Source organism: Polynucleobacter sp. MG-28-Ekke-A2 (assembly GCF_035012985.1).
Classification (GTDB): domain Bacteria; phylum Pseudomonadota; class Gammaproteobacteria; order Burkholderiales; family Burkholderiaceae; genus Polynucleobacter.
The window spans coordinates 41,323-64,508 of record NZ_JAYGQU010000006.1 but is presented as its reverse complement, the minus strand read 5'-3'; the positions used below and the strand labels follow the sequence as shown (position 1 = coordinate 64,508).

The window sequence follows — 23,186 nt, the reverse complement described above, 5'->3', positions numbered from 1 at the left end:
CGATGACTGCAATTAAAAAATCATTGCCACGCCGCCGTTTTGATGCGGTGATTATTGGGGCAGGTGGTTCCGGTATGCGCGCATCATTGCAGTTGGCTGAAGCCGGCTTGAATGTTGCTGTACTAACTAAGGTATTCCCAACACGTTCACATACAGTTGCTGCCCAGGGTGGTATCGGTGCTTCATTAGGCAATATGAGTGAAGACAATTGGCACTATCACTTCTATGACACCATCAAGGGGTCTGACTGGTTGGGTGACCAAGACGTGATCGAGTTCATGTGTCGCGAAGCTCCAAAAGTTGTTTATGAGTTAGAGCACTTTGGTATGCCGTTTGACCGTAACCCAGATGGCACGATTTATCAGCGTCCATTCGGTGGCCACACAGCAAACTATGGCGAGAAGCCTGTGCAACGTGCTTGTGCTGCTGCTGACCGTACTGGCCATGCCATGTTGCATACCTTGTATCAACGCAACGTGCGCGCTAAAACAAACTTCTTTGTTGAGTGGTTGGCGCTCGATTTGATTCGTGATGATGCAGGTGATGTTGTTGGTGTTACTGCACTCGAAATGGAAACAGGCCAAGTCTATATTTTGGAAGCCAAGATTGTGATGTTGGCAACCGGTGGTGCGGGCCGTATTTGGGATGCATCAACAAACGCGTTTATTAATACCGGCGACGGTATGGGCCTAGCAGCCCGCGCAGGTATTCCATTGGAAGATATGGAGTTCTGGCAATTCCACCCAACTGGCGTAGCTGGTGCAGGCGTGTTGTTGACAGAGGGTTGCCGCGGTGAAGGCGGTATTTTGCGTAATAAAGATGGCGAGCGTTTCATGGAACGTTATGCGCCAACCTATAAAGATTTAGCCCCACGCGATTTCGTATCCCGCTGTATGGACCAAGAAATCAAAGAAGGGCGCGGTTGCGGTCCTAACGGTGACTATGTTGTGCTCGATCTGACACACATTGGCGCCGAGACCATCATGAAGCGTTTGCCTTCTGTTTATGAGATCGGTATTAACTTTGCGAACGTTGATGTCACTAAAGAACCAATTCCAGTAGTGCCTACGATTCACTATCAGATGGGTGGTATTCCAACAAACATTAATGGTCAAGTGGTTGTTCCAGCAAATGGCATCCACAATGAAATCGTCAATGGTTTGTATGCGATCGGTGAGTGTTCATGTGTATCCGTACACGGTGCAAACCGCTTAGGCACTAACTCATTGCTCGACCTCTTGGTATTCGGTCGTGCAGCCGGTAATCACATTGTTGGCCTAGATCTAAAAAATCGCGAGTTCAAGCCGTTACCTGCGAATGCTGGTGAGCAAACATTGGAGCGTATTGCAAAGTTGGATAACTCAACTTCAGGCGAGTATGCCCAAGACGTTGCAAACGATATTCGTAAGTGCATGCAGAAATATGCTGGCGTGTTCCGTAATCAAGAGTTGATGGATGAAGGTGTTCGTCAAATGGCTAAATTGACAGAGCGCGCTAAACACTTATGGGTTAAAGACAAATCCGAGATTTTCAATACAGCACGTATTGAGGCTTTGGAAGTGGCTAACTTAGTCGAGACTGCAAATGCAACTATGATTTCTGCTGCAGCTCGTAAAGAGAGTCGTGGTGCACATTCGCATGATGACCACCAAGAGCGCGATGATGAGAATTGGATGAAGCACACCCTTTGGTACAGCGAGGGAAATAAGCTTTCTTACAAGCCAGTTGTCTTGAAGCCTCTTACTGTTGAGTCCTTCCCTCCTAAAGAACGTACTTTCTAAGCAAAAGAGATAGAAGATGAGTGATATCCGTATATTCGAAATTTACCGCTACGATCCAGATGTCGATGCTGCTCCACGCATGCAACGTTATGAGTTAGAACTCACTGGTGAGCGTATGTTGTTGGACGCTTTGATTTCTTTGAAGAAGCAAGATGAGTCGATTTCTTATCGTCGCTCATGCCGTGAAGGCGTGTGCGGTTCAGATGCCATGAACATCAACGGTAAAAATGGTTTGGCTTGTCTGACCAATATGTTGACTTTGCCTAAGGTCATCACATTGCGCCCATTGCCTGGCTTGCCAGTAGTGCGTGATTTGATCGTCGACATGACTTTGTTCTTCAAGCAGTATTTGTCAATCAAGCCTTACTTGGTAAATGACAATCCTCCTCCTGAAAAAGAGCGTCTCCAGAGTCCTGAAGAGCGTGAAGAGTTGAATGGCTTGTATGAGTGCATCTTGTGCGCATCATGCTCAACTTCATGCCCATCTTTCTGGTGGAATCCAGACAAGTTCGTTGGCCCAGCTGGTTTATTGCAGGCTTATCGCTTTATTGCGGATAGCCGTGATGAAGATACCAATCAGCGCTTGGATAATTTGGAAGACCCATACCGCTTGTTCCGTTGCCACACCATCATGAATTGCGTGGACGTATGTCCTAAGCACTTGAATCCAACGAAGGCAATTGGCAAGATCAAGGAGTTGATGGTTCGTAGGGCAGTATGACCCTCGGCAATGCAGAGTTATATCGTTTAAAGAGTGATGCTCGTAGGGGCTTGCTAGAGAACGATTTAATTCTGCAGCGTTTCTTTGAGCGTTACGGCACTCAATTAAGCGTAGAAGACGGAAAAGTTTTAAGCCAGTTATTAGCTTTAGATGACAACGACTTGATGGATTTATTGATTGGTCGTAAAGATTCTGTGGCCAGCCTGGAGAAAGAGATGCAAACAGACTCTTTCAAGATGGTTTTACAAAGGCTGAGAGAGAAGTAATTCAGTATTTTGGTGCAGTAGTTGTACAGGTGCATGAGCGAATAGTGTATTAATCATATTTTTGAATGACTAAGGATTAGAAATGATTGAATCGGACATCAAAGCAAAACTCTCGTTTTCGGATGGAACACCAGATATTGATCTGCCAATTTATAAAGGGACAGTGGGTCCTGATGTAATCGACATTCGTAAGCTCTATGGTCAGACTGGTAAGTTCACTTACGACTCAGGCTTCTTATCTACTGCGTCATGTAATAGCAAAATTACTTACATCGATGGCGATAAGGGTGAGTTGCTCTATCGCGGCTACCCAATTGAAGATTTAGCTAATAACTGTGACTTCTTGGAAGTTTGCTACCTCTTGATCAATGGCGACTTGCCTAATGCCACTGAGAAAAAAGACTTTGAAGAAATGGTCATGCACCACACGATGGTTCATGAGCAAATGCAATTCTTCTTGCGTGGTTTCCGTCGCGATGCGCATCCAATGTCGGTATTAACAGGCTTGGTTGGTGCAATGGCTGCGTTCTACCATGATGCGATTGACTACAGCCAGCCTAAGGCGCGTGAAGTAGCGCAGATTCGTTTGATTGCGAAGATGCCAACTTTGGTTGCGATGGCTTATAAATATTCTGTAGGACAGCCATTTATCTATCCAGATAACTCTTTGTCATACACCGCTAACTTTATGCGCATGATGTTTGCAACACCATGTGAAGAATACAAAGTAAACCCAGTATTGGTGCGCGCTTTGGATCGCATCTTCACATTGCATGCTGATCATGAGCAAAACGCTTCTACTTCTACAGTGCGTTTGTGCGGCTCTTCTGGCACAAATCCATTTGCAGCGATTTCCGCTGGTATTGCTTGCCTCTGGGGCCCAGCTCACGGTGGCGCAAACGAAGCCTGCTTGCAGATGTTGAATGAAATCCAGGCAAACGGTGGCGTAGACAAGATTCATGAATTCATCGCTCAAGTAAAAGATAAGAACTCTAGCGTTCGCTTGATGGGCTTTGGACACCGCGTTTATAAAAACTTTGACCCACGTGCAAAGTTGATGCGTGAAACTTGCTACGAAGTGTTGAATGAGCTTGGCCTCCAAGACGACCCATTGTTTAAGCTTGCAATGACTCTCGAAAAGATTGCCTTGGAAGATGACTACTTTGTTAGCCGTAAGCTCTATCCAAACGTAGACTTCTACTCAGGCATCGTTCAACGTGCTTTAGGTATCCCAACAGAAATGTTCACCTGTATTTTTGCCTTGGCAAGAACAGTGGGTTGGATTGCTCAGTGGGAAGAAATGATCACTGATCCTGAGTACAAAATTGGACGTCCACGTCAGTTGTACGTGGGTGAAACAGCGCGCAAGGTTCCGAACATCTCGGTTCGTAAATAAGGTATTTAAGGTCTCTCATGTCTCGTACGCTTTATGACAAATTGTGGGACGACCACGTTGTTTACTCTGAAGAAGATGGCACAGCCACGATTTATATCGATCGTCAGTTGCTTCATGAGGTAACCAGTCCCCAGGCATTTGAGGGTTTGAATTTGGCTGGCCGTCCAGTTTGGCGTATCTCCGCTAATTTGGCGGTTTCTGATCACAACGTACCAACAACTGATCGCTCCGAAGGAATTACTGATCCGATATCCAAGTTGCAAGTAGATACTTTGGATCAAAACTGCGATGCCTTTGGAATTACCCAATACAAGATGAACGACACCCGCCAAGGGATTGTTCATGTCATCGGGCCAGAGCAGGGCGCAACTTTGCCTGGCATGACCGTAGTTTGCGGCGACTCTCATACCAGCACCCATGGCGCCTTTGGTGCTTTGGCGTTTGGTATTGGCACTTCGGAAGTCGAGCACGTATTAGCAACCCAAACTTTGCTCATGAAGAAGAGCAAAAACATGTTGGTACGCGTTGATGGTCGCTTACAACCGGGCTCTACTGCTAAGGATATTGTTCTTGCAGTGATTGGCAAGATTGGTACTGCAGGTGGTACGGGTTACACCATTGAGTTTGCTGGTGAAGCCATTCGCAACCTTTCTATGGAAGGTCGTATGACTATCTGCAATATGGCGATTGAAGCTGGTGCTCGTGCCGGTTTAGTTGCTGTAGATGAAACTACGATTGAATATATTCAGGGTCGTCCATATGCGCCTAAGGGCCCAGCGATGTTGCAGGCATTGCAATATTGGAGAACCTTGCATTCAGATCCTGATGCAAAGTTTGATGCCGTAGTCGAATTGCGTGCAGAAGAAATCGCTCCACAGGTTACCTGGGGAACTTCACCAGAAATGGTGCTGCCGATTAGTGAGCGTGTTCCTGATCCAGAAAAAGAGCGTGATCCAAACAAGCGTTCAGCAATGGAGCGTGCTTTGGAGTACATGAACCTTACACCAAACACTCCTCTAAGCAGTATCTCTATAGATAAAGTATTTATCGGCTCATGCACTAACAGTCGCATTGAAGATATGCGTGCTGCTGCTAAGGTTGTAGATCGCTTAGGTAAAAAAGTTGCTGCCAATGTGAAGTTGGCATTAGTTGTTCCTGGTTCTGGTTTGGTAAAAGCCCAAGCAGAGCGTGAAGGCTTGGATCGTATATTCAAGGCTGCTGGCTTTGAATGGCGTGAACCTGGTTGCTCTATGTGCTTGGCCATGAATGCTGATCGCTTGGAGCCGGGAGAGCGTTGCGCCTCAACATCGAATCGCAACTTCGAAGGTCGTCAAGGTAATGGTGGTCGCACGCATTTGGTTAGCCCTGCAATGGCAGCCGCTGCAGCAATTGAAGGCCACTTTGTTGACGTTCGTAAGATTTCATAAGGAAACTGATTAATGAAATTTTCTTCACTCTCTTTAATTTCTAGACTCGCAATGATTGGCATCGCTGGAATCATTATTTCTGCATGTAGCAGCACCATGGAAGGTGTTGGTAAAGACTTGCAAAACATGGGAACTTCCATGGGCGGATCTGGCAACACGCAAAACAATCAATCTCAAACCAAGGGTAAGGATGTTGTTGTTACCCCTGTGAAGTAAACATTTAGAGTAAATAGAGCAAAAGTCGAATCATGGAAAAATTTACGGTATACAAAGGTTTAGTTGCTCCGCTTAATCGCGAGAACGTGGATACCGATGCCATTATTCCGAAGCAGTTTCTAAAATCAATCAAGAAGACTGGCTTTGGTCAAAATCTGTTTGATGAATGGCGCTACCTCGATCATGGTGAACCTGGTCAAGATTGCAGTACGCGTCCCATCAATCCAGACTTTGTGCTTAATCAAGCACGCTATAAAGGCGCCGGCATCTTGCTTGCACGCAAAAACTTTGGTTGCGGTAGTTCTCGTGAACATGCTCCTTGGGCCTTAGATCAATTTGGCTTTAGAGCGGTGATTGCACCTAGTTTTGCAGATATCTTCTACAACAACTGCTTCAAAAACGGTGTTTTGCCGATTGTTTTGACTGAAATGCAGGTTGACCATCTTTTTAACGAAACCCAAGCGTTTAACGGCTATCAATTAACCATCGATCTAGCAGCACAGCAGGTTATTGCCCCCGATGGCACTGCTTATAGCTTTGAAGTGGCCCCATTTAGAAAGTATTGCCTTCTTAACGGCTTAGACGATATTGGCCTAACCCTGCAACATGCAGATAAAATTAAGGCTTATGAAGCCGAGCGCATTCTAAAAATGCCTTGGCTTGCGACACAATTGCCGTAATTTCGTTGATTTAAAGGCCTTTCATGAAAATTGCAGTTCTACCGGGCGATGGTATCGGCCCGGAAATCGTTGCTCAAGCCGTTCGAGTGCTCCAAGCGCTTGGCCCAAAGTTTGATTTAGAAGAAGCCCCCGTAGGCGGAGCAGCTTATGACGTCGCTGGACATCCTTTGCCACCAGCCACCCTAGAGCTTGCTAAAAAAGCGGATGCTATTTTGTTTGGTGCGGTAGGTGATTGGAAGTACGACACGCTTGCACGCGAACTGCGCCCCGAACAAGCCATCTTGGGTTTGCGTAAACACCTCGAGTTGTTTGCTAATTTCAGACCAGCAATTTGCTATCCAGAACTTACAGCTGCATCAAGTCTTAAGCCAGAAATCATTGGCGGCTTGGATATCTTGATTGTGCGTGAGCTCAATGGTGATATTTACTTTGGTCAGCCACGCGGTATTCGCACTTCAGAGTTGCCTTTGTTCAAGGGTGCGCGTGAAGGTTTCGACACCATGCATTACAGCGAGCCTGAAGTAGAGCGCATTGGACATGTTGCTTTTGAGGCAGCACGCAAGCGCGGTAAAAAAGTGTGCAGCGTAGACAAGGCAAACGTATTAGAGACTTCTCAGCTTTGGCGTGAAGTCATGATTCGGGTTTCTAAAGACTATCCAGATGTTGAGTTATCTCATATGTATGTGGATAACGCTGCGATGCAGTTGGTTAAAGCGCCTAAAGCATTTGATGTGGTGGTAACCGGCAATCTATTTGGCGACATTTTGTCAGATGAAGCCGCAATGTTGACCGGTTCAATCGGTATGTTGCCATCTGCCTCTTTAGATAAGAACAATAAGGGCTTATATGAGCCTAGCCATGGTTCTGCACCGGATATTGCTGGCAAGGGAATCGCCAATCCATTGGCCACCATTTTGTCTGCAGCAATGATGTTGCGTTATTCATTAGGTATGCCTGCAGAAGCGGATCGCATTGAAAAAGCAGTGCAGAAAGTCTTAGCGCAAGGTTTAAGAACGGCAGACATTTATACCGAAGGCACGAAAAAAGTATCAACGGTTGAAATGGGCGATGCTGTAGTTGCAGCGCTTGCGTAAGATATTAAACAGAAGCAAAACAAGAAGCAAAACAAACACATTCACTAGATAGTTCATCATGGCAAATTCAAAAACACCTTTAGTTGGTTTAGTTGGCTGGCGCGGTATGGTCGGCAGCGTTCTCATGGAGAGGATGTTGGCTGAAAAAGATTTCGACCTAATCGAGCCTGTATTTTTTAGTACCAGCCAAGCGGGTGGTGAGGTACCTTTGCTCAATGGTCAAAAAGTGACTAAGACCGAAAGCGCCTTGCAAGATGCGAATGACATCAAAACATTGTCACGTTGCGACATCATCTTGACTTGCCAGGGTGGTGACTACACCAATGACATCTTCCCCAAGCTTCGTGCAGCAGGGTGGAATGGTCACTGGATTGATGCAGCTAGTGCGTTACGCATGAAGGATGACGCAGTATTGGTTTTAGATCCCGTTAATCGCCCGGTGATTGATAAGGCTTTAGCCGCTGGGGGGAAGAATTGGATCGGTGCTAATTGCACTGTGAGTTTGATGATGATGGCTATGGGTGGTTTGGTTAAGGCTGACATGGTTGAGTGGATCAGCGCGATGACTTATCAAGCAGCTTCTGGTGCTGGTGCTCAAAACATGCGTGAGCTATTGCTGCAAATGGGTGCTTTGCGTGACAGTGTAGCTACTGAGTTGGCTGATCCATCTTCTTGGATTCTCGATATTGACCGCAAGGTTACTGAGACATTACGTTCCGCTGATTTCCCGAATAAGAATTTCCGCAATACTGCTTTAGCGGGTAGCCTGATTCCATGGATCGACGTACCTGTTGAGAATGGACAAACTAAAGAAGAGTGGAAGGGTGGCGCTGAGTTCAACAAGATCTTAGGTCGTCCTGCATTCCGTACACCTGGCAGCATTCCAATTGATGGTTTGTGTGTGCGTGTTGGCGCAATGCGTTGCCATTCACAAGGTTTGACCGTTAAGCTGAAAAAAGATATTCCACTCAAAGAAATCGAAGCGATTTTGGCTGCAGATAATCAGTGGGTCAAAGTAGTGCCGAATGATCGTGAAACTACCGAGCGTGATTTATCGCCTGCTGCTGTCAGCGGTACATTGACTGTACCTATTGGCCGTTTGCATAAGATGGCAATGGGCCCAGAGTATTTGGGAGCCTTTACTGTTGGCGACCAACTCTTGTGGGGCGCTGCTGAGCCATTGCGCCGCATGTTGCGCATTTTGCTTGAGAAGTAATTTCACTTTTATGTTTCGTATTGGTCAACTAGGCTTAAAGCTACTTTGTGTTGTTCTGCTTAGTTGGTCATCTATTGCTGGTGCGATTAGCTTGGGCCCTCCTCAACTTCAGTCCCGTCCCGGCGAGTCACTGCGTGTAGAGATCCCAGTTCGAGTTGGTGCAGATGAGCAAGGTGCTTTATCAACCCTGAACGTGATAATGCCTAATAAGGCATCTTATGAGCGATTAGGCATTTCACAAAAGATTCTTGAGCTCAATCCGCAGGCAATGGTGTACCGCAATCGTCAAGAGCAACTGATGGTATTGGTAGAGACAGTCAATTCTGTACCGATGACTGATGATCCATTCTTAGATGTATTGGTTAATCTCAATTGGTCTAGCGGCAGTCTTACTAAGACATTCACATTGTTACTTGGTGATGTGCAGAAGATCACTGTAAAGCCGGGGCAGTCCTTATCTGAGATAGCTGCCATCATGGCACCTCAATTGGATGGTGCTACCTTAGATCAAACCATGATGGCCCTGTATAAGGCCAATCCCGATGCCTTTGCTAGCGGTAGCATCAATCGCCTGGCCGCAGGAGCTGAGTTGTCCAAACCCGGTCAGGCGCTGCTGCGCTCCATTAGTCCGGTAGAGGCAAATCAGTTTGTAGCAGATGCTAACGAACAGTGGCGCGCGGAACATGGCGAAAAAGAAGCAGGCACTGCTAATGGAAAATCAGGTAATGCTAAAACAGAGGAAGTTGTTCCTAAGGATCGACTGAAGATTGGTTCAAGCGCTGATGGCAACGATCAAGAGCGTCGCTACACTGAAGAGTTAGTCGCTCAAGAGAAGATGTTGGAGCAGACTAAAGCTCGGGTTGCTGAGTTAGAAAAGAATATCGCTGACTTACAGAGACTTCTAGATAAATCTAAGGAGAAGAAAGCAGTCGACAGCAATTTTGGCTTAGGTGGATTTGGCCCAGCTATTCTGGCTATTGGTTTGATAGGTTTAACCGGTTTATTGCTCTGGGGCTTAGCCCGCAATGCGCGTCGCTCAGAAGCGCCAAGCTTTCATGCCGACACACATCATGTTGCTAAAAATGAGAAGCCTGCAGCCAGCTCTCATTTTGAAATGCCGGCTCGTGCAAAGACATTGTTTGATGGTATAGATCTTGATCTTTCAAAGCCCGCTAAAGAGGTTCCTGCAACAATAACTGCTCCAGTGTCAAATCCACTTGCAGATACTTTGCGCGTCAAATTGAATCTGGCGCGTGCTTACATCACGATCGAAGATTTCTCTGCAGCTAAAAAGTCTTTGGATGAAGTGCTTCGTATCAGTAATTCTGTCGATCCAGCCATCACCATTGAGGCGCAGGGCTTGTTGGCAGAAATCTCGCATCGCAATACCTAAACCATGCGCATAGCCCTTGGCCTTCAGTATGACGGCAGCCCCTATTCAGGCTGGCAAACCCAAGTCAATCACAACACAGTACAAGATGAATTAGAAAAGGCCATTACAGCCTTTGTTGGTGAGCAGGCTTGTGCAGAACGGCCCATTCATACAATCACCGCAGGCAGAACCGATGCTGGTGTACATGCCTTAGGACAGGTTGTGCACTTTGATACCAATGTTGAGCGTGAAGACTTTTCATGGGTAAGGGGTGTGAACTCATTCTTGCCGCCATCGATTGTTATTAACTGGGCAAAGCCAGTTTCTGATGAGTTCAGTGCGCGCTTCTCTGCTTATGAGCGTGAATATATTTATGCCTTGCAAGCGGGGCCTTGTCGTGCGCCGATGTCGCACTCACGCGCAGGTTACTTACTGGTGCCCCCAAATCAATGGCTTGATGTCGAGGCTATGAAAAAATCAGCTGAGTGCTTGATTGGCGAACACGACTTTAGTTCTTTTCGCTCATCTGAGTGCCAAAGTAAAACACCGGTAAAAACGATTTACTCCATTGAGATTATTTCTGATCAACCATGGCTGTATTTCCGGATCCGGGGAAATGCTTTTTTGCATCACATGATCCGCAATGTGGTCGGCTGTTTTTTGCAAATTGGTCAGGGCAGACAAAAGCCGGAGTGGATGGCCGAAGTCTTGGCTGCTAAGAATAGGCAAATCGCCGCTCCTACTTTTATGGCCGATGGCCTGTATTTGGCCAAAATCACTTATCCGGACGAATTTGCCATCCCCCAGCCTTGGTTGGAAAACTCTTGGCTGCCAGCTCAGGTCATTGGGAAGCAAAAGAAAGAGCAAAAGAAAGCGCAAGGAAAATAAAGGCCCTTGGCCTTATCATTCATTTATGGGCTTACTGACATATTCTCCGGGCCGAACTAGGGTCAAAATCTGCGGCTTAAAGACGGCTGCTGACATCGATTCCGCTGTTTCTGCGGGGGTGGATGCTGTTGGCTTCGTCTTTTATCCCCCTAGCGTTCGGGCTGTGAGCCCTAATATCGCCGCTCAGCTCATTTCTAGACTTCCTGCGGGGGTAGATGCCGTTGGATTGGTTGTAAATGCTACAGATGAAGAATTTGCCGCTATTCGGGCTGCCGCCTCGATCACCTTATGGCAGTTTCATGGGGATGAGACCCCTGAGCGCTGTGCCCAGCTTGCTGCAGGCGAGCCTTGGATGAAGGCTGCTCGTGTAGGAACTGGCTTCGCTTTTGACGATTTTTCCCTACAATATGGGGATGCAAACGCTTTTCTGCTGGATGCTCTGGTTGAGGGATACGGTGGCGGGGGCGTTCCTTTTGATTGGCAGGGGATTCCACAGACATGGGTAAGCGAAAACGCGCCTCGGGTCGTTTTGAGTGGTGGATTGAACACGCACAACGTGGGCGAGGCCATTGCACGCCTGCATCCTTGCGCGGTTGACGTCAGTAGTGGCGTAGAAAGCAGCAGGGGTGTTAAAGATCCTGCGCTCATGGCCCAATTTGTTCAAGCAGTGCGCGCAGCGGATGCCAAAGCATCATCCCAATAATTTGCTGTAGATAAATCAAAAGAGGTAGCTATGTACGACAAGCCAGATGCACGAGGACACTTCGGTCCTTACGGCGGCGTGTTTGTTTCTGAGACATTGATGTTTGCCTTAGATGAGCTTAAAGAAGCTTATGCAAAGTATCAACACGATCCAGAATTCATTGAAGAGTTTCATTACGAGCTCAAACACTTTGTTGGTAGACCCTCACCGGTCTATCACGCTAAGCGTTGGAGCGAAATGCTGGGTGGCGCACAAATCTACCTGAAGCGTGAAGATTTAAATCACACCGGCGCACACAAGATTAATAACGTGATTGGTCAAGCGATGTTGGCCAAGCGTATGGGTAAGCCTCGCATTATTGCTGAGACAGGAGCAGGGCAGCACGGTGTTGCTACAGCAACGATCTGTGCTCGCTTTGGTCTAGACTGCACGGTCTATCAAGGCTCTGTGGACGTAGCCCGTCAGGCACAAAACGTATTCCGCATGAAGTTACTTGGCGCCAAGGTAGTTCCAGTGGAATCTGGTACCAAGACTTTGAAAGATGCGCTCAATGAGGCGATGCGCGATTGGGTTACCAACGTAGATAACACTTTCTACATCATCGGCACTGTCGCAGGACCACATCCTTATCCAATGATGGTGAGAGATTTTCAGAGCGTGATTGGTGAAGAGTGCAAAGTACAGATGCCAGAGATGACTGGTCGTCAGCCTGACTATGTTTTAGCCTGTGTTGGCGGCGGCTCTAATGCGATGGGCATTTTTTATCCTTATATTGATTTCCCGGAAGTGAAACTCGTTGGTGTTGAAGCTGCAGGACATGGTTTGGGTAGCGGCTTGCATTCAGCAGCCTTGTGCGTTGGCACGCCTGGTGTGTTGCATGGCAACCGTACTTATTTATTGCAAGATAAGAATGGCCAGATCTCTGAAACGCACTCTGTTTCTGCTGGCATGGATTACCCAGGAGTTGGCCCTGAGCATGCATGGTTAAAGGATTCTGGTCGTGCAGACTATGTGGCGATTACAGATGAAGAAGCGCTCCAAGCATTCCATGATTGCTGCCAGATTGAAGGCATCATTCCTGCGCTTGAGTCTTCTCATGCTATTGCCTATGCCTGCAAGCTTGCTAAGACCTTGCCTAAAGACAAGACGATCTTGGTCAATCTCTCTGGCCGTGGTGATAAGGATATGCATACCGTTGCACAGGCAACAGGTTCAGAAGGTTAAGAAAGAGTTATGTCAAAAATTACTGCGCTCTTTAAAGAGTTAAAAGCTACAGGCAAGAAGGGGTTAATTCCTTTTATTACTGCAGGCGATCCAGATCCTAAACAAACCGTTGAACTCATGCATGCATTAGTTCGTGGTGGTTCAAGTGTGATTGAATTAGGTGTGCCATTTTCAGATCCAATGGCTGATGGCCCTGTCATTCAGAGATCATCGGAACGCGCACTGACTCAAGGCGTCACTTTGCATAGCTGCTTAGAGATGGTGAAAGAATTCCGCAAGCTGGATGCCAATACACCAGTTGTTTTGATGGGTTATGCAAACCCAGTTGAGCAAATGGGAGCAGAGCGTTTTGCAACCGAAGCGAAGGCTGCTGGTGTCGACGGTGTTCTCGTAGTGGATTACCCACCAGAAGAGTGCGTGGACTTTGCCGCTCGTATGCGTGTTGCCGGTATTGACCCGATCTTCTTATTAGCGCCTACTTCATCACATGAGCGCATTAAAGAGGCGGCCAAAATAGCTTCTGGTTATATCTATTACGTTTCTATGAGAGGGGTTACTGGCGCCTCTAACCTCAATACGCAGGATGTGGCTAGCATCATCCCGAAAATTCGTGAAGAGACGGATATTCCGATTGCTGTAGGTTTTGGAATTAGCGATGCAGCTAGTGCCAAGGCGGTATCGGTAAGTGCGGATGCGGTTGTGATTGGCAGCCGAATTATTCGTCTTTTAGAGGATGCGCCCCCTGGGCAGGCAGTACAATCATTGGAAACCTTCATTCGTGAGATACGCGACGCATTGGATAGCTAAAAACTAATGAGCTGGATAGATAAATTACTCCCACCCCAAATTCAACATACTGACCCTGCAAATCGCAAGTCAGTGCCTGAGGGATTGTGGGTCAAGTGCCCCAGTTGTGAAACTGTTCTGTACAGCACTGATATTGAAGCCAATTTATCCGTTTGCCCAAAATGTAGTCATCACATGCGTATCGGAGCACGTCTGCGCTTAGACAGCTTGCTAGATGAAAAAGGCCGCTATGAAATCGGTGCTGATATCTATCCAACTGACCCGCTGAAATTTAAAGACTCTAAAAAATACCCAGATCGCATTAAAGAAGCGAATGATGCTTCTGGTGAATCTGAAGCCTTGATTGTCATGGGCGGCAAGATTGAAGCCATTCCTGTAGTAGCTGCTTGTTTCGAATTCCAATACATGGGTGGCTCGATGGGCTCAGTAGTGGGTGAGCGTTTTGCCCGCGGAGTCCAAGAGGCAATTAATAAGAAGTGCGCCTTCATTTGTGTCACTGCTACTGGCGGTGCGCGTATGCAAGAAAGCTTGTTATCCCTTTTCCAAATGGCCAAGACCAACTCGATGTTGACCTTGTTGGCGAAAAAAGGCTTGCCTTATATCAGCGTGCTGACTGATCCGACGATGGGTGGTATTTCTGCAAGTTTTGCCTTCATGGGTGATGTAGTGATGGCTGAGCCAAAAGCCTTGATTGGTTTTGCCGGCCCACGCGTGATTGAACAAACTGTTCGCGAAAAATTGCCTGAAGGATTCCAGAGATCTGAGTTCCTGATGCAAAAGGGCGGTATTGACATGATTGTTGATCGTCGTCAGATGCGCGGTGAAATCGCGCGTTTACTTGCTTTGTTACAAAAGCTTCCTGAGCCTGCTATCGCGGGTAGCGCAGTCGTTTAAGCGCTTGAGCTCAGCACACCAAGCCCCCATATTATTTCCTAGCCTAGAGGCTTGGCTTAGCCACCTCGAGACTGCTCACCCCGTTGGCATAGACATGGGGCTTGAGCGCATCAATCGCGTGAAGGCTGCCTTAGATCTCCATTTTGATTGCCCAGTAATTACGGTTGCCGGCACAAATGGCAAAGGCTCGACCTGTGCATTTCTGGAGAGCATTCTGTTGGCTTCTGGTTATAGAGTCGGTTGCCATACCTCCCCACATTTACTCAAATTTAATGAGCGTGCACGTATCAATGGTGAAGATGTCAAAGACAATCTCTTGCTTGAACATTTTGCTGCTGTCGAAGAAGCTCGGGTGAGTCTAGTCGATGCACCGACCTTAACGTATTTTGAGTTCACTACTTTAGCTATCATGCATCTGTTTGCTAAGTCCAATTTAGATGCGGTTGTCTTGGAAGTGGGTATGGGTGGTCGCTTAGATGCCGTCAACATCGTTGATACTGATTGCGCAATTGTGACTAGTATCGATATCGATCATGCGGATTTTTTGGGTGGCACACGCGAAGCCATTGGCCTAGAAAAGGCGGGTATTTTCCGTCCAGGACATATCGCGGTGTGCGGCGATCCTGTACCACCACAATCGCTGATTGATCATGCTGAAAAGTTGGGCTGTGATCTCTGGTTGCAGGGGCGTGACTACAACTTCCAGGGCGATAAACAGCAATGGGGTTGGGCTGGGCGCAAAAAGCGCTTTAGTGGGCTTGGGTACCCAGCGTTGCGAGGTGCCAATCAGATTCTGAATGCCTCGGCAGTAATAGCTGCCTTGATGGCCTTACATCAGCGCTTACCAGTGAGCGCCCAGGATATTCGCAATGGTTTTGCATTGGTTGAGTTACCAGGCCGATTCCAGGTTCTCCCGGGTCAGCCTACCGTGGTATTGGATGTTGCCCACAATCCCCATGCTGCTGCTACCTTGGCTCAGGGGCTCGATAAGATGGGTTACCACCCCTACACCTATGCCATTTTTGGGGCTATGGCTGACAAGGATATTGAGGGGGTGATTAAACCCCTCTTAAACATCGTAGATTTCTGGTTTTGTACCGATTTACCGACCCCCAGAGCTGCCAGCGCTAAGGCCTTGGCCGAGAAGCTTGAATCTATGGGAGTAAAGCCAAAAAATGGGTCAGACGGGGGAATTGAATGCTTCCCAGAACCTGCTTTAGCGTATCAAAAAGCGCTATCTTTGGCGGGTGAGGGTGATAGAATTGTGACCTTCGGATCCTTCTATACCGTTGCAGGCGTAATGACTTACCGAAACAACCAGGCCCACTGATCCATGATTCGTTTACCAAGCTTTTTTAAGCGAAAAACCCAGTCTGATGACCTTGAAATAGGTTCAAGGGGTAGTCGCACCGCCAAACGAGCGGCCCCACGCAGTTTTCAGCGCGCAGCAGAAGCTGAAGAACTTGCCCTCACAGAAGATCCAGAACAGCAAAGAGCGCGCCATCGTCTGATTGGTGCTGCTGTCCTCGTATTAATTGCTGTTATTGGCTTGCCTCGTATTTTGGATAACAAACCAAAGGCATCATCTAACGATATCGCAGTAAGCATTGTTACCAGCTTACCTATTCCCGGTACAGAACCCAAGGCTGAAGAAAAACCTAAGGCCGAAGTTCCTGTTGAGCCTGCTAAAGAAGCTCCCAAGGTTGCCGCTGCACCTGCGCCAGAAGTAAAGCCAGAAGCAAAAGTAGAAACTAAGGCAGACACCAAACCAGCAGCGCCTGCAGTAACTAAATCGGGCGCATTAGGTTTAGCCGCGGGTGAAGAGGTTGTTGCTGCGGCAAGCCCTAAAGCTGACCCGAAACCTAAGGCAGAAGATGCCCCTAAACCTAGCACTTCAGGTTCAGGTAAGTACATTATTCAGATTGGTGCTTTTGCATCCGAGGCTAATGTAAAGGCCTTGTCCGCAAGACTCAAAAATCAAAACATTCCGAGTTATACCTTGAGTAAGGCGGGTGTCGATGGTGGCAAGATTTTCCTTGTACGAGCAGGACCCTTTGCTGATAAAGACGTCGCAGAAGCAGCGGAAAAGAAAATTAAGGCGATGGGTCTTACACCAAGACTCGTCGAGTCTGGTAAACAGTAATGGAATACTTGTCCACCCTCAAGCTAACATCGGTGGATTACTTCACCCTAGTTGTGCTCTTGGTTTCTGCCTTAGTTGGCATCTCTCGCGGTTTATTTAAAGAGGTCCTTGCTTTAGCCTCTTGGTTCGCCGCAGCTTGGGTTGCTTATCACTACAGTAACTACCTCTCAACCGAGTGGCTCTCGACATTTCATCTGGATGAATTACTGAGTCTTGGCTTGAGTTTCATCATATTGTTTGTATTAACCCTCATCATCTGTGGTTTGTTTGGTGGGGTAGTGCAGAAGATTATTTTGTCAGTGGGTCTTAGTCTCACAGACCGCTTCTTGGGTTTAATATTTGGCGTGATCCGTGGTGGCTTGGTCATAGTAGTGTTGGCTACTCTAGCGGCACTCACACCCATCCCGCAAAGTATGGCTTGGAAGAACGCCATTACCAGACCAGCAATTGATATGGCAACCGGTTTAATTAAAGGTTGGCTACCTGCCGACTGGGCTAAGCAATTGGGTGATGCAATGCCTAAAGTTAGCCCTACCATTACTCCTAAATTAACAATAGGAATCTAGAGATATGTGCGGCGTCGTCGGAACTGTTTCCCACTCACCAGTAAATCAACTTCTCTATGATGCGCTGCTGCTTTTGCAGCATCGCGGACAGGATGCGGCAGGTATTGCAACGATGAACGGTAATTCATTCACGATGCATAAAGCCAATGGCTTGGTACGAGATGTGTTTAGAACTCGCAATATGCGTAGCTTGGTTGGGAACGCTGGTATTGGCCAAGTGCGCTACCCAACTGCAGGCTCTGCAAGTAGTGAAGAAGAGGCGCAACCTTTCTATGTGAGTGCACCTTACGGCATTATCTTGGCGCATAACGGTAATCTAACAAATGCTCCAAGCTTACGTGTTGAGATGGCTTATCGCGATCGTCGTCACATCAACACCAGTTCTGATACTGAAGTATTGCTTAACGTATTGGCTGACGAACTTCAAAAAGAAACCAATAGTGCAGCCCTGGATGAGGGCGCGATGTTTAACGCTGTGACTGGTGTAACCAATCGCGTTAAAGGGTCTTATGCAGTAGTTTCTTTAATAGCGGGTTATGGCTTATTAGCCTTCCGTGATCAGTATGGCATTCGTCCGCTGTGTATTGGCCGTATCGATACTCCTCAGGGCCCTGAGTGGATGATTGCATCTGAGTCTGTAGCGCTTGAAGGTCTAGGCTTTACGTTTGTGCGCGACGTTCATCCAGGTGAAGCAATTTATATTGACTTGGACGGCAATTTCTATTCACGTCAATGTGTGCCGAATGCAGTGTTAACGCCTTGCATTTTTGAGTATGTCTATATGGCCCGTCCAGACTCAACGATTGACGGTGTGACCGTCTACAACGTGCGTATGCGTATGGGCGATTACTTGGCTGAGAAGATCCGCAAAGAGACTAATGTCGATGAAATTGATGTAGTGATGCCGATTCCGGATTCCAGTCGTCCAGCAGCTATGCAAGTAGCAAAGAAATTGGGCGTGGATTACCGTGAAGGCTTCTTTAAGAACCGTTATATCGGTCGTACATTTATCATGCCAGGCCAAGCCGTTCGTAAGAAATCTGTTCGTCAAAAACTCAATGCTATGCGCATTGAGTTCAAAGATAAGACGGTCTTGATTGTGGATGACTCTATCGTTCGTGGCACTACCTCATTTGAGATTGTGCAGATGGCTCGTGAATCCGGTGCCAAGAAAGTGATCTTTGCATCTGCTGCGCCGCCAGTGCGCTTCCCCAACGTCTACGGTATTGATATGCCAACCCGTAGCGAATTGGTTGCCTATGGTCGTACCGATGAAGAGATTAATAAGATGATTGGTGCCGATCAGTTGATCTATCAAAGTATTGAAGATATGAAGCAGGCGGTAAGAGATGTTAATCCGGATATTAAGAACTTTGAGGCCTCTTGCTTCGATGGCTTCTACGTAACTGGCGATATCACCGAGTCCTATCTAGATGCTTTGGAGGCCGCTAGAAATACCTCTGACGCGAAGGCAGACCGCCAAAAGGATTCGAGCGATTTCGCCCGTTCACAACTCCACCTGCATTTGGCCACCGAAGACTAAAAAGCGACAGGATTTTGCCTCGCTCGAGGCAAAATCATGATTCGGTGTCAAAATAGCAGCATGAAGAGCAAAACTATACGTAAAAAACCCGATTTTTCTAAGCTTGCGCTCGAGACCTTAGCGGTTCGCGCTGGTACTCGTCGCACCGCTGAATACCAAGAACATTCAGAGGCGATGTTTCTAACATCAAGCTTTTGTTTTGATAGTGCAGAGTTAGCAGCCGATGGTTTTGCGCATGCTGACCAAGGCTTTATCTATTCTCGCTTTACCAATCCAACCGTGAGCATGTTTCAAGATCGCTTGGCTGCTTTAGAGGATGGTGAGGCTTGTATTGCTACCGCTTCCGGAATGTCTGCCATTCTTACAATGGCAATGGCGCATTTACAAGCAGGTGATCACGTGGTTTGCTCGCGCTCGGTATTTGGTGCAACGATTCAGTTGTTCACTAATATCTTGGGCCGCTTTGGCATTACAACCACTTATGCTGATTTGGCTGATACCAAGTCATGGCAGGCCGCCGTTCAGCCAAATACTAAGCTGTTCTACCTTGAGACACCTTCCAATCCGTTGACTGAGATTGCTGATATCAGAGCGATTTCAAAGATTGCTAAAAAAGCAGGCGCCTTATTTGCGGTGGATAACTGCTTCTGTACACCTGCTTTGCAAAAACCATTAGCACTTGGTGCTGATGTCGTGATTCATTCGGCAACAAAGTACCTGGATGGACAGGGTCGAGTGGTCGGCGGAGCAATTGTGGGTAGCAAAGATTTCATTATGGGTAAAGTATTCCCCTATGTGCGTACCGCAGGCCCAACGCTATCTGCATTCAATGCTTGGGTATTCCTCAAGGGCTTGGAGACTTTAGAACTTCGCATGAGGCAACAAAGTCAGAATGCACTCGCCTTGGCTCAATGGCTTGAGAAGCAATCTGGAGTGGAGCGCGTTTACCATCCTGGCCTGAAATCGCATCCTCAACATGCGTTGGCAATGCGCCAGCAAAAAGAGGGTGGGGCGATTGTGTCTTTCACCTTGAAGGGTGGCAAGAAGACTGCGTTCAAGCTCATCAATCAAACAAAGCTTTGCTCGATTACTGCAAACTTAGGCGACACTCGCACAACTATTACACATCCTGCTACAACAACACATTGCCGTGTCACGCCTGAGGTTCGTAAAGCCGCCGGTATTTCTGATGGCTTGGTGCGTATTGCTGTTGGCCTTGAAAACATCAACGACTTAAAGAACGACCTCGTTGGCGGACTCAAAAAATAATCAAGTACATCAGGATAGGTCTATGAGTTTCGCGGATGCCACCCAGTTCTGGAACGAACGCTTTGACAAGAAAGAGTTTATTTTTGGTAAAGAGCCTAATGAGTATCTCGTTGAGAAAACAAAGCAATACCTAAAGCCCAAAGATAAGGTTTTATGTATTGCTGACGGCGAAGGTCGCAACGGCGTCTGGCTTGCCAAGCAAGGCATGCAAGTTTTTGGCTTTGATGCGTCTGATGTCGCGCTTGCTAAAGCAAAGCAGTTTGCTAAAGATAATCAAGTGCAAGTTGAGTATTCATTCTCTGATACCGATAGCTATGCGTGGCAAGAAAATACTTATGACGCAGTGATTGGTATCTTCATTCAGTTTGCTGATCCAGTAATGCGCGCTAGAATTTTTGAGCAAGCCTATAAGGCGACAAAGCCCGGTGGCCTCTTCATCCTTCAGGGCTATACCCCTAAACAACTGGATTACAAAACCGGCGGCCCATCATTAATAGAGCATCTCTATACAGAAGAAATGATTCGAGGTCTCGCTAAAGACTTTGAAATACTCGAGCTTGTAAGTTACGAGAAAGAACTTTCTGAAGGTCCAAGGCACACTGGCATGTCTGCAATATTAGGATTGGTTGCTAAGAAGTGATTGCTTTCCTATGAAAACTATTGAAATTAAAAGTGCATGGCAGGGTAATAGTGATTGCAATGCATGCTCTATTCGCAGCTCTGCATTGTTTGCCGAATTGAATGAGGAAGACTTTTCTAAAATTCATTCACCAATTGATGATTTACGTTTCGAAGCAAATGCAGGGATTTACACGCAGGGAGATTCTGCTGAGCATTTATTTACCTTGCGTGAGGGTTATATAAAGCTATTGCATATCAATTCCGATGGCTCAACTAGAATAGTCCGATTAGTAATGCCGGGTGATTTGTTTGGTATGGAGGCTTTGTTGGGTAAGAGTTATGCTCATTCAGCCACTGCCTTATCAAATATCCATTTATGTCGCATACCAAAAGCTATTATTTCCAGCTTGGGTGAAGAGTCTCCACGCTTACATCGCCAAATTGTAAAAAAATGGGGTGAAGCTCTGACTCAGTCGGAGTCATGGTTTTCTGAAATCAATACCGGAAGAATTGAAGTGCGTCTGGCCCGATTTTTCTTACGAATTGCCAAGATCTCAGGTGATATGGCAGTTGCGCCACTCTTTAAAAGAGAGGATATGGGCCTAATGATGGACGTGAAGTTTGAAACTATTAGTAGAGCCCTTGCTTCTATGGCGGAACAGGGCTTAATTTCTAATATCGGAAAGTTAAGTATTCAAATTCCGAGTATAAAAAATCTTGAAGGCTTTTCTCAAGCCGGTGTTTAAAAATATAAAGACTGCCTTTGAGCTGACCCCATAAAGTTGGACGGTTTAGTTAATTTAGCATGAGGGATTGAGTTTGGTAATTTACCGGGCTCAATTGCCATTCCTTACACAGAGGTTGAGATGCGCATTGATGAGCTGGGATGTAGAAACCCTGCTGCAGGATCATCTAAGTGGGGTTGTTCCAAGGCTAAGAAAGTTTACGCATCCTGAAACGGACCAGTTTGTCCACAAAGTCTAATGGCCATCTCTGCTATGACGCGTGATGACTTTCCTGTCACTAATTTATTACTATTGTTGCGGCATCCTTTACTGAGATGCATTGGATCTAACCAAAATTAACGGTGAGATTTAAGCTAAGCCCCCGTTTTATTGCTCCCAAACTGAATTACATGATGTAGATCAAATAAATGTTGCTATTTCATTTCAATTCATTGACTTTGTATGTCAGTTGTATACTATATAAATATATATATTGTTAATTGGTTAAATGAAATGAGTAAATATGCATAATGAAGTAGAGCAGACCAAGTCGGCTCAATATATGAATCCACTGTTAGCGGGAATACTTCTCGGAATGGTTTTGTTGGCCACTTTTGTAATTACAGGTCATGGGCTGGGAGCTACTGGCTTTACGACGCGCTTAACAGCCTGGGTTGGGATGCATATTGCTCCAGTTGCAACTAATGCAAACGACTACCTCGGCGGGATGGTTGAAGAGGGTAAGCCATTAAATGCATGGATTACATGGCAAGTGACTGGTGTGGCTATAGGCGCATTGCTATCCGCATTCCTGGCAAAAAGAATTCATATTCAACTGGACGGCAAAAAGTTTTTAGGCGGTTCTAAGCGATCCATTACGGCTTTATTTGGTGGCATATTGGCTGGTTTTGGTGCACGAGTCGCAGCGGGTTGCACTAGCGGCCTTGGTTTGTCGGGTGCAGCAGTACTAAGTCTGGCTGGCTTTACTTTCCTGGGAGCATTCTTTGCCGTAGGTTTATTGACAAGTCGCTTCTTGAAAGAGGAGAAATAAGATGAGTGAAATTCTTTCGGGGCTCCTATTAGGTGCTGGATTTGGTTTTGTATTGGAGCGTGCCGGTTTTGGTAATCCAAATAAATTAACTGGCCAATTTCGCTTAACAGATTGGTCTGTGTTTAAGGTGATGTTCACTGCTATTGTGTTTGCTGCCGTTGGCCTCCTAATTTTGGAGCAGGTGGGCTTTGTAGATGCTGGTAATTTATTTGTACCACCTGCATTTTTAGGTGCTGCCGCTCTTGGTGGAGCATTTGTTGGTGCAGGCTTTGCAATTGGTGGATATTGCCCTGGAACCTCAGTCGTCGGTTTGATGTCTGGACGCATTGATGCGGCCATATTTTTGCTTGGCTTATTGTTAGGGACCGTATTGTTTGCTGGCATCTATCCAAGTATTGAGTTCTTAACAACCTTGGGTGAATACGCTAAGGCTGATTCATTGCCCGATGCCTTCAATCTTTCAGGTTTATCAATCGATGTTGGTATGGTTGTTGCGGCCGTCGGAGTATTTATCTTGGGTTCTTGGATGGAGAAGAAGTCCAAGGGTCCCGTTAGTTTCTAGGTTTAATTATTTAAAAGGAAA

Annotated in this window: 24 protein-coding genes; all 24 read left to right on the top strand. The window is 46.7% G+C overall.

Going from position 1 to position 23,186, the window contains the following annotated elements; all coding sequences use genetic code 11:
* Nucleotides 1-2: 2 nt before the first annotated feature.
* On the top strand, nucleotides 3-1,781 hold the full coding sequence (gene sdhA / locus VC188_RS05555) for a succinate dehydrogenase flavoprotein subunit (protein ID WP_072582238.1): 1,779 nt from the start codon (nucleotides 3-5) through the stop codon (nucleotides 1,779-1,781).
* 16 nt (nucleotides 1,782-1,797) lie between these two features.
* Nucleotides 1,798-2,502, top strand: a complete 705-nt coding sequence (locus VC188_RS05550; protein ID WP_072582239.1) for a succinate dehydrogenase iron-sulfur subunit — start codon at nucleotides 1,798-1,800, stop codon at nucleotides 2,500-2,502.
* Nucleotides 2,499-2,768, top strand: a complete 270-nt coding sequence (locus tag VC188_RS05545; RefSeq protein WP_072582240.1) for a succinate dehydrogenase assembly factor 2 — start codon at nucleotides 2,499-2,501, stop codon at nucleotides 2,766-2,768. Before VC188_RS05550 ends, VC188_RS05545 begins: the two co-directional genes overlap by 4 nt.
* Before the next feature lie 82 nt (nucleotides 2,769-2,850).
* Nucleotides 2,851-4,164, top strand: a complete 1,314-nt coding sequence (gene gltA / locus VC188_RS05540; RefSeq protein WP_216122349.1) for a citrate synthase — start codon at nucleotides 2,851-2,853, stop codon at nucleotides 4,162-4,164.
* Between the two features lie 17 nt (nucleotides 4,165-4,181).
* A complete protein-coding gene (gene leuC, locus VC188_RS05535) occupies nucleotides 4,182-5,591 on the top strand; it encodes a 3-isopropylmalate dehydratase large subunit (protein WP_215359946.1) in 1,410 nt (469 codons plus the stop codon).
* A gap of 12 nt (nucleotides 5,592-5,603) precedes the next feature.
* Nucleotides 5,604-5,807, top strand: a complete 204-nt coding sequence (locus VC188_RS05530; RefSeq protein WP_323483288.1) for a hypothetical protein — start codon at nucleotides 5,604-5,606, stop codon at nucleotides 5,805-5,807.
* A 32-nt stretch (nucleotides 5,808-5,839) separates the two neighbouring features.
* Nucleotides 5,840-6,487, top strand: coding sequence for a 3-isopropylmalate dehydratase small subunit (gene leuD, locus VC188_RS05525; protein WP_323483287.1), 648 nt, complete (start codon nucleotides 5,840-5,842; stop codon nucleotides 6,485-6,487).
* A gap of 23 nt (nucleotides 6,488-6,510) precedes the next feature.
* Nucleotides 6,511-7,581, top strand: a complete 1,071-nt coding sequence (leuB, locus tag VC188_RS05520) for a 3-isopropylmalate dehydrogenase (protein ID WP_216263034.1) — start codon at nucleotides 6,511-6,513, stop codon at nucleotides 7,579-7,581.
* 58 nt (nucleotides 7,582-7,639) lie between these two features.
* Entirely contained in the window at nucleotides 7,640-8,797 is a 1,158-nt protein-coding gene (gene asd / locus VC188_RS05515) for an aspartate-semialdehyde dehydrogenase (RefSeq protein ID WP_323483286.1), read from the top strand.
* A gap of 10 nt (nucleotides 8,798-8,807) precedes the next feature.
* Nucleotides 8,808-10,190 (top strand): FimV/HubP family polar landmark protein, encoded by a 1,383-nt coding sequence (locus VC188_RS05510; protein WP_323483285.1) that lies wholly within the window; start codon nucleotides 8,808-8,810, stop codon nucleotides 10,188-10,190.
* Nucleotides 10,191-10,193: 3 nt separating this feature from the next.
* Nucleotides 10,194-11,057, top strand: coding sequence for a tRNA pseudouridine(38-40) synthase TruA (gene truA, locus VC188_RS05505; protein ID WP_323483284.1), 864 nt, complete (start codon nucleotides 10,194-10,196; stop codon nucleotides 11,055-11,057).
* 25 nt (nucleotides 11,058-11,082) lie between these two features.
* The gene (locus VC188_RS05500) at nucleotides 11,083-11,760 is read left to right on the top strand and encodes a phosphoribosylanthranilate isomerase (protein ID WP_323483283.1); all 678 of its coding nucleotides are present in this window, start codon (nucleotides 11,083-11,085) and stop codon (nucleotides 11,758-11,760) included.
* 30 nt (nucleotides 11,761-11,790) lie between these two features.
* Nucleotides 11,791-12,984, top strand: coding sequence for a tryptophan synthase subunit beta (gene trpB, locus VC188_RS05495; RefSeq protein ID WP_215363289.1), 1,194 nt, complete (start codon nucleotides 11,791-11,793; stop codon nucleotides 12,982-12,984).
* A gap of 9 nt (nucleotides 12,985-12,993) precedes the next feature.
* On the top strand, nucleotides 12,994-13,791 hold the full coding sequence (gene trpA, locus VC188_RS05490; protein WP_215363291.1) for a tryptophan synthase subunit alpha: 798 nt from the start codon (nucleotides 12,994-12,996) through the stop codon (nucleotides 13,789-13,791).
* 6 nt (nucleotides 13,792-13,797) lie between these two features.
* Entirely contained in the window at nucleotides 13,798-14,685 is an 888-nt protein-coding gene (accD, locus tag VC188_RS05485) for an acetyl-CoA carboxylase, carboxyltransferase subunit beta (protein ID WP_215359963.1), read from the top strand.
* Between the two features lie 4 nt (nucleotides 14,686-14,689).
* A complete protein-coding gene (gene folC / locus VC188_RS05480) occupies nucleotides 14,690-16,015 on the top strand; it encodes a bifunctional tetrahydrofolate synthase/dihydrofolate synthase (protein ID WP_323483282.1) in 1,326 nt (441 codons plus the stop codon).
* Between the two features lie 3 nt (nucleotides 16,016-16,018).
* Nucleotides 16,019-16,828, top strand: coding sequence for an SPOR domain-containing protein (locus tag VC188_RS05475; RefSeq protein ID WP_323483281.1), 810 nt, complete (start codon nucleotides 16,019-16,021; stop codon nucleotides 16,826-16,828).
* Complete coding sequence (locus VC188_RS05470) at nucleotides 16,828-17,394, top strand: CvpA family protein (protein ID WP_215321919.1); 567 nt, start codon at nucleotides 16,828-16,830, stop codon at nucleotides 17,392-17,394. Before VC188_RS05475 ends, VC188_RS05470 begins: the two co-directional genes overlap by 1 nt.
* Nucleotides 17,395-17,398: 4 nt before the next feature.
* Nucleotides 17,399-18,937, top strand: coding sequence for an amidophosphoribosyltransferase (purF, locus tag VC188_RS05465; RefSeq protein ID WP_215321921.1), 1,539 nt, complete (start codon nucleotides 17,399-17,401; stop codon nucleotides 18,935-18,937).
* Between the two features lie 60 nt (nucleotides 18,938-18,997).
* Nucleotides 18,998-20,206 (top strand): O-succinylhomoserine sulfhydrylase, encoded by a 1,209-nt coding sequence (locus VC188_RS05460; RefSeq protein WP_323483280.1) that lies wholly within the window; start codon nucleotides 18,998-19,000, stop codon nucleotides 20,204-20,206.
* Between the two features lie 22 nt (nucleotides 20,207-20,228).
* Entirely contained in the window at nucleotides 20,229-20,846 is a 618-nt protein-coding gene (locus tag VC188_RS05455; protein ID WP_216191419.1) for a class I SAM-dependent methyltransferase, read from the top strand.
* A 10-nt stretch (nucleotides 20,847-20,856) separates the two neighbouring features.
* Nucleotides 20,857-21,573, top strand: a complete 717-nt coding sequence (locus VC188_RS05450) for a Crp/Fnr family transcriptional regulator (RefSeq protein WP_216191420.1) — start codon at nucleotides 20,857-20,859, stop codon at nucleotides 21,571-21,573.
* Nucleotides 21,574-22,075: 502 nt separating this feature from the next.
* Nucleotides 22,076-22,603: a YeeE/YedE thiosulfate transporter family protein gene (locus VC188_RS05445; RefSeq protein ID WP_323483279.1), complete on the top strand. Its 528-nt coding sequence runs from the start codon at nucleotides 22,076-22,078 to the stop codon at nucleotides 22,601-22,603.
* Nucleotide 22,604: 1 nt separating this feature from the next.
* Nucleotides 22,605-23,165, top strand: coding sequence for a YeeE/YedE thiosulfate transporter family protein (locus tag VC188_RS05440; protein WP_323483278.1), 561 nt, complete (start codon nucleotides 22,605-22,607; stop codon nucleotides 23,163-23,165).
* Nucleotides 23,166-23,186: the final 21 nt, after the last annotated feature.

Excerpts from the sequence above, each read along its gene's own strand:
- sdhA (WP_072582238.1), top strand. The coding sequence starts at position 3 with ATGACTGCAATTAAAAAATCATTGCCACGCCGCCGTTTTGATGCGGTG.
- VC188_RS05550 (WP_072582239.1), top strand. The coding sequence starts at position 1,798 with ATGAGTGATATCCGTATATTCGAAATTTACCGCTACGATCCAGATGTC.
- VC188_RS05545 (WP_072582240.1), top strand. The coding sequence starts at position 2,499 with ATGACCCTCGGCAATGCAGAGTTATATCGTTTAAAGAGTGATGCTCGT.
- gltA (WP_216122349.1), top strand. The coding sequence starts at position 2,851 with ATGATTGAATCGGACATCAAAGCAAAACTCTCGTTTTCGGATGGAACA.
- leuC (WP_215359946.1), top strand. The coding sequence starts at position 4,182 with ATGTCTCGTACGCTTTATGACAAATTGTGGGACGACCACGTTGTTTAC.
- VC188_RS05530 (WP_323483288.1), top strand. The coding sequence starts at position 5,604 with ATGAAATTTTCTTCACTCTCTTTAATTTCTAGACTCGCAATGATTGGC.
- leuD (WP_323483287.1), top strand. The coding sequence starts at position 5,840 with ATGGAAAAATTTACGGTATACAAAGGTTTAGTTGCTCCGCTTAATCGC.
- leuB (WP_216263034.1), top strand. The coding sequence starts at position 6,511 with ATGAAAATTGCAGTTCTACCGGGCGATGGTATCGGCCCGGAAATCGTT.
- asd (WP_323483286.1), top strand. The coding sequence starts at position 7,640 with ATGGCAAATTCAAAAACACCTTTAGTTGGTTTAGTTGGCTGGCGCGGT.
- VC188_RS05510 (WP_323483285.1), top strand. The coding sequence starts at position 8,808 with ATGTTTCGTATTGGTCAACTAGGCTTAAAGCTACTTTGTGTTGTTCTG.
- truA (WP_323483284.1), top strand. The coding sequence starts at position 10,194 with ATGCGCATAGCCCTTGGCCTTCAGTATGACGGCAGCCCCTATTCAGGC.
- VC188_RS05500 (WP_323483283.1), top strand. The coding sequence starts at position 11,083 with ATGGGCTTACTGACATATTCTCCGGGCCGAACTAGGGTCAAAATCTGC.
- trpB (WP_215363289.1), top strand. The coding sequence starts at position 11,791 with ATGTACGACAAGCCAGATGCACGAGGACACTTCGGTCCTTACGGCGGC.
- trpA (WP_215363291.1), top strand. The coding sequence starts at position 12,994 with ATGTCAAAAATTACTGCGCTCTTTAAAGAGTTAAAAGCTACAGGCAAG.
- accD (WP_215359963.1), top strand. The coding sequence starts at position 13,798 with ATGAGCTGGATAGATAAATTACTCCCACCCCAAATTCAACATACTGAC.
- VC188_RS05475 (WP_323483281.1), top strand. The coding sequence starts at position 16,019 with ATGATTCGTTTACCAAGCTTTTTTAAGCGAAAAACCCAGTCTGATGAC.
- VC188_RS05470 (WP_215321919.1), top strand. The coding sequence starts at position 16,828 with ATGGAATACTTGTCCACCCTCAAGCTAACATCGGTGGATTACTTCACC.
- purF (WP_215321921.1), top strand. The coding sequence starts at position 17,399 with ATGTGCGGCGTCGTCGGAACTGTTTCCCACTCACCAGTAAATCAACTT.
- VC188_RS05460 (WP_323483280.1), top strand. The coding sequence starts at position 18,998 with ATGAAGAGCAAAACTATACGTAAAAAACCCGATTTTTCTAAGCTTGCG.
- VC188_RS05455 (WP_216191419.1), top strand. The coding sequence starts at position 20,229 with ATGAGTTTCGCGGATGCCACCCAGTTCTGGAACGAACGCTTTGACAAG.
- VC188_RS05450 (WP_216191420.1), top strand. The coding sequence starts at position 20,857 with ATGAAAACTATTGAAATTAAAAGTGCATGGCAGGGTAATAGTGATTGC.
- VC188_RS05445 (WP_323483279.1), top strand. The coding sequence starts at position 22,076 with ATGCATAATGAAGTAGAGCAGACCAAGTCGGCTCAATATATGAATCCA.
- VC188_RS05440 (WP_323483278.1), top strand. The coding sequence starts at position 22,605 with ATGAGTGAAATTCTTTCGGGGCTCCTATTAGGTGCTGGATTTGGTTTT.